Below are 8063 nucleotides of genomic sequence, written 5' to 3' on the forward strand. Positions count from 1 at the left end.
CGAGCAGCGGGCCATCACCGGGTCCGTGATCGCGCCGACCACACTCCGCGAAGGGCCGGGGCGGGTCGAGACCTTCGACAGCCGCGACGGCGTGTCTTTCGAGCGCTGCGAAGGCATTCCCCATGCGCCGTACTTCATCGCCTTAGCCTCGAACGCCGAATTACCGATCGTCGCGGAAAGCTTGCTGCATTCACCGCTCTACATGCAGCGTCTTGAGGCGGTGCGTGATAGTCAATCGGTGGAAAATTCTGAGCTCCGCGAGAAAAATTCGGCGCAAGCGCAGGAAAGTGCCGAATTGCGTGAGCGGAACTCAACACTGACGCAAAGGAATGCCGAGCTGCATAGGCAAGGCATCGCCTTGTTACTGGAGTGTGCCGAATTGCGTCAGCAGAACTCAACACTGACGCAAAAGCATGCCGAGTTGCGCGGGCAAGGCATCGCATTATTGCAGGAGAATGCCGGACTGCGCCGGCAGAGCGCCGAGCTCGAACGGGAATTCTCCGATGTAAAGGCGGAACTTTCAGTGCGGCTGCGCCGTATCCAAGAAATTGAAGCCTCGCATGTGTCGCCGCTCGCCAAGAAGCGTCGACGGGTATCATCGTCCTTGGGATTGCAGCAGCCGAGATTGCCGCGGGCGCTGGCGTGGCAACGCCGCCTGATCGCCAAATCACACCTCTTCGACGCGCATTGGTATCTGGATCGTTATGCCGACGTGCAGGCAACAGCCACTGATCCTCTCACACACTATCTCGCAAGGGGCGCTGCGGAAGGGCGTCATCCGAATCCGTTCTTCGACATAAATTGGTATCTGCAAAAAAATCCCGATGTCGCAGCGAATGGAATTAATCCACTCCTGCACTATCTGCTGCATGGAGCGCGCGAAGGCCGCGACCCCAGTCCGTTATTCGCCAGCTCATGGTATCTCCAACGGTACGAAGACGTGCGTCGCAGCGGGCTTAATCCGCTGGCTCACTACCTGATGCACGGCCGCACCGAGGGACGCGCGCCCCATCCGCGCTTCGACGTGACGAGCGTCGGCGCTACTCCGCCACGGGCCGACGTCGACCCCGACGCAGCGACTGGGGAAAATGCGCCGCTGTCCGAAAACTATGTCGATAGTGTCTTGGCGGTCGAGAAGAAGATCGATGGCCGGGCCGAATGGGCTGGATACCAACCGCTCAAGAATCAAATTGCGACCTGGGATGCGACGCGTCTGCAGCAGTTCGCCAAGCGCCCCCCGCAGCTCTTCGACTTAGTTCCCTCGCACCTGCCGTACGCTGCGCAACTCATAATGTTGCCGAAGTGCGGGGATGTCGACGTATCCATCATTATCCCCGTTTTCAACAATGTAAAACTGACGCTTGAGTGTTTGCTGTCCATATCGAAGACACGGGAGGGAGCACCGACTTTCGAGGTCATCGTCGCCGACGACGCATCGAGCGATGCCACCTTCTCCTTGATTCCGCAGGTGGAAAATGTCGTCTATGTGCGCAATTCGAAGAATTTAGGGTTTTTGCGCAATTGCAACAATGCCGCCAAGTCGGCCCGCGGCCGCTATCTCCTTTTCCTCAATAACGACGTTCAAGTTACCGATGGCTGGCTCTCGGCGCTTGTCCGCGCGATGCAAGAGTGCCCCAACGCTGCCGCCGTCGGCCCAAAGATTCTGTTTCCCGACGGCAGCCTGCAGGAAGCAGGGGCCTTCGTCGACCGTGACGGCCATGCGCACCTAATTGGTTGCTTCGATGATCCCACATTGCCGCGTTTCAACTATCGCCGCGAGGTCGACTACTGTTCCGGCGCGTGCCTTCTGGTCGAGCGCAGCCGTTTCGGGGAAGTGGGCGGGTTTTCAGATGAGCTGGCACCGGCATATTGCGAAGACCTCGATCTTTGCTTCAAGCTGCGGCAACTGGGCCTGCATACCATTTACGAGCCAAATTCCGTCATCGTTCACCACTTGAGCCGAACCACCGCGCATCACGACAATTCCTACAAGATGCGGTGTATCACGACCAACCAGCAGAAGATCGCTCTCCGCTGGCAGGCCGAGCTTGGTCGCCTGGACGATGTGAAGGTTATTGCGTTCTACCTGCCGCAATATCATCCGATCCCGGAGAATGATCGGTGGTGGGGCCGGGGTTTCACCGAATGGCGCAATGTTGCCCGGGCCACGCCGCAATTTCCCGGTCATTATCAGCCGCGCCTCCCGGCCGATCTCGGGTACTACGATCTGCGCGTCCCCGAAGTGATGAACCTTCAGGCGGCGCTCGCCCGAAAATACGGCATCCACGGCTTTTGCTACTACTACTACAACTTCGCCGGCAAACGTTTGTTGGAAATGCCGATCGAGCGGATGCTGACCACGGGCGAACCGGATTTTCCTTTTTGCCTGTGCTGGGCGAACGAGAATTGGACTCGGCGCTGGGACGGGGAGGATGCCGAGGTCTTGATCGCCCAAGAGCACTCGGAAGCCGATGACATCGCGGCGATGCGCGATCTCATGCGATATTTTCGTGCCCCAAACTATATTCGCATTCGCGGCAAGCCGCTGCTGTTGGTCTACCGCGTCAAGCTGTTCCCGGATTTTGCAAGAACGGCGAGGAATTGGCGCGAGCTTTGTCGGCGCGAGGGCATCGGCGAGATCTTCTTGGCGATGGTCGAGGTCTTCGAGTTGTCAACAAGGGCCGAGCACCCGGCGGCATATGGCTGCGACGCCGTTGTCGAATTCCCGCCGCATGGGATGAGCGAGCCGTTGGATGCGAATGGGTTCGCACCGGGCTTTGAAGGGGTCGTATACGATTATCTTAGGCTCGCCCTGAGCGGCGGAACAAAACCAATGCCGGGGTTTGCACGCTTCCCATGCGTGGCGCCAGGCTGGGACAATTCAGCGCGCCGCAAGGCCCATAGCCACATATTTGTGAATGATAGCCCGGGAGCGTTCCAGGCTTGGCTCGAAGCGGCGATACAGCGATGCCGCGAACAGAACGGCCCCGACCACCGATTCGTCTTCATCAACGCTTGGAATGAGTGGGCGGAAGGCGCCTATCTTGAGCCCGACCAGCGGCTGGGCCATGCCAACCTCGAAGCCCTGCGCAATGCGCTTGAACGCTGGCAAATTTCACGGTCCCGAAGCACCTGAAAATCTGGAACGCCAATACCCATGTCGGATAAGCAGTCGGTAACTTTGGTGGGCCATCCTTTCCTGCTGACCGGGCAAGGCGAACACATTCGTGCGGCCTTCCGCTCGATGCGCGCGACCGGGATCGACGCGCGCGTGCTCGACATTTACGGGACGCAGACCGTCGACCAGGACCTGCTCCGCGAGATCGGAGATCGTCGGGTCGAGCGTCTCGACGGTGGTATCAATGTTTTTTGCATCAACGGGGATGAGGTCGATCAGGCGTTCAGGCATTTGAACCGCGCGCCGGATCGCCACGGCTATGACGTCGTCTATCCCGCCTGGGAGTTGCCGCGTTACCCCACCGTATGGGCAGGCGAGCTCGATCGGTTCGATGAGGTCTGGGCATTCAGTCGTTTCATGTTGCGGAGTGTGGAAGGTACGATCAAAGCAGCTCTTCACCACATGCCGGTGGCTAGCGAGGCGCGGATCGTCTCATTCATGGGGCGCCGCTATTTCGGTCTTCCCGAGAGCGGCCACCACTTTCTTTTTTTGTTCGACTTCACGTCCTATATCGAGCGCAAGAATCCCTATGCGGGAATCAATGCTTTCGCTGGGCTCCTCCGCGCTCGGGCTCGTGCGGATGTACACTTTGTGATCAAGGTGAACGGATCGCGGAATGGGCAGGACGGCGGCTTGGACCGTTTGCGCGAAACGACGGCGCCCTATCGCGACCGCATCACCATCATCGACAAGACGCTTGGCGAAAACGAGATGAAAAATTTGATCCGCTGCTGCGATTGTTTCCTTTCTTTGCATCGCTCGGAAGGGTTCGGCCGCGGCCTGGCGGAGGCTATGTTTCTGGGCAAGCCGGTGATTGCCACCGCTTATTCAGGAAATATGGACTTCATGACGCCGGAAAATTCGTTCCTCGTCGATTATGAGTTGGTTCCGGTGGGTGAAACGGCCTATCCGCACGGCGCGGGTCAGGTCTGGGCGGAGCCGAACATCGATCAAGCCGTCAGCTACATGGTCCAACTGACCGACGATCCGCGCATCGGGCAGGAGGTGGGAAGATGCGCGAGCCGCGCGATCCGCCAGCATCTCAGCTATCGATCGATCGGACTCAACTACCTCGCTCGCTTCGAGGAGATCGCTGCAACGCGTGGATCATCCCGTTAGGATCGGCGACCCGCCGCTCCCCGCTACAGATCTGCGGAAATTGGCGGTCGGAAAGTGGCCCGGCTAGGGGAGACCGCATTTCAGAAATGACGAGGCCTGAGGAATATGATCGTTTGCATCGGGTCCGCCGGAAGATCCTCGTGGCCGACCAACTGCCATTCAGTCCATTGTCTCTCGATATAGTCGAAGGAAATTGACGTATCGCCGTAGAGCAATTCCCCGTCAATAGGTGTCCAGCCGTGGGGCGTGAAAGCAAACCCATGATCGTCATGCATCTTTATCATTGCCGATCGATCGACGATATTTTGTGCTTGATCATGAAGCTCCCAATACTTACGAGGCCTAACGGTTACGACCAGGAGCGAATGATCAAATACGGTACTTCTTAGTGCCGAAAGCACCAGATTGGCAGTTCTTTCGGATAAATGGGTGAAAACCGAGAATGCGTAGATAAGGTCAAATTTCAGCCCAGGGAAAGGCACCTCCTTGGGAAGGTAGTCGCATAACGCAAAGTGGGCCCTTAATTTGTGACCTCTGCAGAGCTCAATGGAATCTTGCCACGGGTCACAGGCGTAGATGTTCTCGGGCGCGGTAAAATGATACATCAATCGAATGAGGCGCCCCCAGCCGCAGCCGTAGTCAAGCAATTTGGCGTTCGACAGGGAACGACCCGTGTACTTCGGGTACGCCACTTCCACCGCGCGGGCGAACGCACAACTCTGAGCGAGAAGTGCGCTGCCGCTTTGACCCGTCCAGGAGATTTGGACTTGATCGGCGGGCATCCGCGGCAGAAACGCGCGCGTGAGCGGATATTGGGATGGGATATCGAGCAGCAGCGCACCGACCGTACCGATAGGAAGATTCCGCAAATAAACGAATGGGTCCTGATTCTTCCTTATTATGCCCTCGAGATTTTCAAAGTGCTGATCCAACTCCATTTATGGGTCCCTTTTTGTGAGTAATGGACCGTGGGACCTTAGCTCATTCAAACGCGGATACGCAAAGCCCAGTTCGGGGATTGGGAAGCTCGCTCTCGCTGGCGTGGCCCGCTTTCGATCGCAACTCGAACGGAGGCAACGTCGACCACCCTTCCACTGTCGCAGCACCGCCAACGCGCAAAGCTGTTATATTCCGCTCTGTGGTGGGACCGAGGCTGTGAAGCTCGGGCGAAGGCGCATCAAGCACATTGGGATCGGCGTATATGGCGTATCGGGAGCAGGGTGAGATTGGTGCACCAAATCGCGGGCGGGCGCTATCCAACATTCTCACGCGTATTGCGGCGGCGTTCAGCACCAACTCTCTCGGAAAGGTCCTGGTTGCGGTGATCTACGCCGCGACCACCGTTTGGATGATGCGGAATTTTCTTGCGGGAGACCGTACTTTTTTTGGATGTTGCGACGCTTCGACGCAGAGCATCGCTTGGCTCAACAAGGTGGCCGAAGCGACCCGGCATCACACTTTCGCCCTATGGGATTTCTCTGTCTTTGGCGGCACGACGTCGGCCGGTCAGTTGCAGCCCGGGACGTTCTATCCGCTCACCATCATGCTCGGTTTGCTGGGAGCCAAAAATGTGGCGATCGGCAATGCATTTATCTACATGCATTTCGCCATCGCGCTGGCGTCGATGCATTTGTTTCTGCGCGGTATCGGCTTATCACGACTGGCGGCAATTGCCGGTGCGATAAGTTTTACCTTCGGAGGATATGTCGCGCTCCAGGCAGACGCACAAGCAAACATCTATGCCGGCCTGGTGCTGTTGCCCCTCATTGCGCACTTCTACCATTGCGCCTGTCGCGCTGAGCGGATTAGCGAGGCCACTGTGTTGGCGGGCACCGGAGGACTCGCCGGCGCGGCACAGATTGCCGCAGGTCATATGCAGCCGTTCATCTATTCAAGTTACGCGCTGGGATTATATGCGCTCGTTCTTGCCGTGCGGAACCGCAAGGCCAAATGGTGGCAATCGATCCTGACGCTGCTGGTTAGCCAGGCGAGCGCCCTCGCTTTCGCCGCCGTTCCCGTCTTTCTGTCGGTCCAGTACTTGATGCGGGCCTACCGCTGGGATCAAACCGGCGTTACTGTTTGGCCCCATGCGGTGCCACTGAACACCTGGATCAGCGAGCCCGCAGCTTTGCATTGGCGCGACTTTTCGACCCTATTGAGCGCGCATTCCCAGCTCAGCGGATATTATGCGACTCTGTATCTGACGATAACCGGATTGGCGATTGTGCCGCTGACGCTGCGGCGATTGAAGCCGCTGACTTGCTGGCTTTGGCTCTTGGTGGCCTTCGCAGTGATTGTGGCGCTCGGAGGCGAGCTTGGAGCGCTCGCCGACGTTATTTATTTCTTGCCGCTTTTGGCGCAGACGCGAACGCCGGCCCGCGCGCTCTATCTCTATAACTTCGCCACGGCGGGCCTAATCGGAATTGCCATCGACCAATTGCGGTACTTCCTAAAGTCGCGGCCTGCGGTTGTTCGCGAAGGTCTTGCGTTGATTTTGGTCCTGCTCATGACCTACGAAATCAATCAGTTTTTTACTTCCGAAATCGGCATGACACTCACGTCCCACCAGGAAGCACATCGTTTTTACTTTCACAATCCCGCGCTTGATGCGCTGGAGAGATTATCCAACTCAGGACCACTGGTCGATCGATTCCTGGATGTCAAGGGATCTTTGACGGAAGCCATCGTGCCGCCGAATGCCGGCGACTTAAGGCCTTTGCTGAACACGTTTGGAGTTGGTCTGACGATGCTGCGCCCGCTCGGCGATTTCGCCTTTACCTCCGACGACAAGAACTACGCCACGTCGCCGGCGTATGACGAGTTGGGCGTGCGATGGGTGATCTCAGATTCATCGCTCGAGGGGATGACGCTGATCGAGAAGGGCGTTGGCTACTACTTGTATGAAAGGCCGAATCGACTGTCGGTACTTTGGACGGAGAACAAAGGGGGGGCCCGCGAGCCGATGCCCGTCGAGAAGGCGCGATGGGAAGATAACGATGTAAAGTTCCGGCTGAAGCCGGATGCTGCGCCGCATCGGGTCGTCTTCGCGCAACCGATCTACCCGGGTTGGCAGGCGTTTGTGGACGAACGACCCGTCCCGCTACACCAAACGGATATTTTTATGGCGGTGGACGCGCCTGCCGGTAGTCGTCAAATCGAGTTTACTTACCGACCACACCTGTTGGTGCCGCTTATGATAACACTGATCACGCTGGTTTCTTGGCTCGCTCTCGCGGCGTTTTCGCGCTTAGACGGCGGCAATATTCGGGCGTGGCGCGTAAGAGCGACTGCTTCGGTCCGGCGCCGAATTGATTGAACGAGGATCCGGGACTAGCCAATTGAAGTGCCACCGATAGTGCCATCGCCCGCGGGCCCATCTACCTCTCGGCGCACACGCAGCCTGAGAATCCGGGCCTTCCGGCCACTAATGTCTAGCGCAGATAGATAACAATTGACTGCGGCGTCGAATGCAGTACCAGAGCGGCTATGCACGAACGGGACGGTCCCGTATACAGTCCCGTTCGTCAAACACGATCGTCAAGGGGTTGGGCACCCAAGAATGAGTGTCGCCGAGGATTCCCGTGCCGTGCCGGAGGAAGCTGCTCCGCCGGAGTCCGCCACGGACAATGTTTCCCAGACATTCCAGTTTCCGGCACCTGAAGAGAAAACGCCCTTTACGGGCGAGCGCTATGTGCCGGGTCTGCTGGGAGACATTCAGCATGAGCATTACCATCGCTATCTCTTTGCGCTGCGCTTTTGCGCCGAC

At 57.9% G+C, this 8063-nt stretch carries 5 protein-coding genes; 4 read left to right on the forward strand and 1 reads right to left on the reverse strand.

The window, feature by feature from the left end:
• Window positions 1-3136 (forward strand): glycoside hydrolase family 99-like domain-containing protein (locus VLV32_03755; protein HUL41008.1); only part of this gene is annotated, 3136 nt, incomplete at its 5' end.
• A 21-nt stretch (window positions 3137-3157) separates the two neighbouring features.
• A complete protein-coding gene (locus VLV32_03760; GenBank protein HUL41009.1) occupies window positions 3158-4297 on the forward strand; it encodes a glycosyltransferase family 4 protein in 1140 nt (379 codons plus the stop codon).
• A gap of 80 nt (window positions 4298-4377) precedes the next feature.
• On the opposite strand, the gene VLV32_03765 is transcribed toward VLV32_03760, so the two are convergent.
• On the reverse strand, window positions 4378-5235 hold the full coding sequence (locus tag VLV32_03765) for a class I SAM-dependent methyltransferase (protein HUL41010.1): 858 nt from the start codon (window positions 5233-5235) through the stop codon (window positions 4378-4380).
• Between the two features lie 263 nt (window positions 5236-5498).
• Here VLV32_03765 and VLV32_03770 point away from each other — a divergent pair, with 263 nt between their 5' ends.
• Both VLV32_03770 and VLV32_03775 read left to right on the forward strand, forming a co-directional pair.
• A complete protein-coding gene (locus VLV32_03770) occupies window positions 5499-7613 on the forward strand; it encodes a hypothetical protein (GenBank protein ID HUL41011.1) in 2115 nt (704 codons plus the stop codon).
• A 243-nt stretch (window positions 7614-7856) separates the two neighbouring features.
• Window positions 7857-8063: hypothetical protein (locus tag VLV32_03775; protein ID HUL41012.1), on the forward strand; the 207-nt coding region annotated here is incomplete at its 3' end.

Source organism: Burkholderiales bacterium, from assembly GCA_035518095.1.
Lineage (GTDB): Bacteria > Pseudomonadota > Gammaproteobacteria > Burkholderiales > JAHFRG01 > JAHFRG01.

Excerpts from the sequence above, each read along its gene's own strand:
- VLV32_03770 (HUL41011.1), top strand. The coding sequence starts at position 5,499 with ATGGCGTATCGGGAGCAGGGTGAGATTGGTGCACCAAATCGCGGGCGG.
- VLV32_03765 (HUL41010.1), bottom strand. The coding sequence starts at position 5,235 with ATGGAGTTGGATCAGCACTTTGAAAATCTCGAGGGCATAATAAGGAAG.
- VLV32_03760 (HUL41009.1), top strand. The coding sequence starts at position 3,158 with ATGTCGGATAAGCAGTCGGTAACTTTGGTGGGCCATCCTTTCCTGCTG.